Here is a 768-nt window from a genome sequence, read left to right on the forward strand (position 1 = left end):
GCTCCACGCTATGATGATAAGAATTAAATGAAGTTGTACTGGCAAAAACGAACCTTTAATACACTAAAAAAGGTTCAGTATCTAACGGCTACTAAACTGTTCATTAGTGCTAGCAGCGCTTATTGTAAAGTAAACACCAATAGATAACCAATAAAAAACGCCCAACAAGTAGGCGTAGATAGTATATTTAAAAGGCGCTAACAAAGTTGTAACTATATTGATATACGCATGATGGTAGCTGACTTTATAAACAATTACTTATTTAAGTGATAAAGTATAATCTGTATTCAAGGTATCGTCATCATTGAGCATAACGAGATGGTTGTTGTCAATACGATAGCTTTCAATTTGATCGTTTTCATAAACAATAGTAATAGTGTCATTGTCTTGACGATAGATACCATATTCAGTCAGGGGTACTTTGGGAGTAGTTGGGTTTTCGTAGATGCTCGTCTTGGTGATTGAACCATCAGCGAACAAATTTAGGGTCACTGTAATACCAGAACAAAATGAGCATGGCAATATACCTACATAATCGCCAATCAAAGTCGCCTGTAACTCGCTATCCGTATTGGCATCTGAAATCATCGGAGTACGTCGATGCTGTATGTTGTCAGGGCTATCAGGTTTAGCCGCCATCATTAAAGAGTTACCGTCATCGGTACTCGTTATATTGTCTGCTACAGCAACACTTTCACTATCGTCGTCTACCTGTATAGAGTCATGCTTGTTGTTATGGCGAGCTTTGCTATCAGTCAAAGACTGTTT

At 37.9% G+C, this 768-nt stretch carries 1 protein-coding gene; it reads right to left on the reverse strand.

Translation table 11 applies throughout. The annotated features are described in order from the left end of the window. Window positions 1–258 precede the first annotated feature (258 nt). On the reverse strand, window positions 259–768 hold a 510-nt coding region (locus ACS8FD_RS19635), incomplete at its 5' end, for a copper resistance protein NlpE N-terminal domain-containing protein (protein ID WP_439277100.1).

This window comes from Psychrobacter sp. 1U2, from assembly GCF_051847575.1.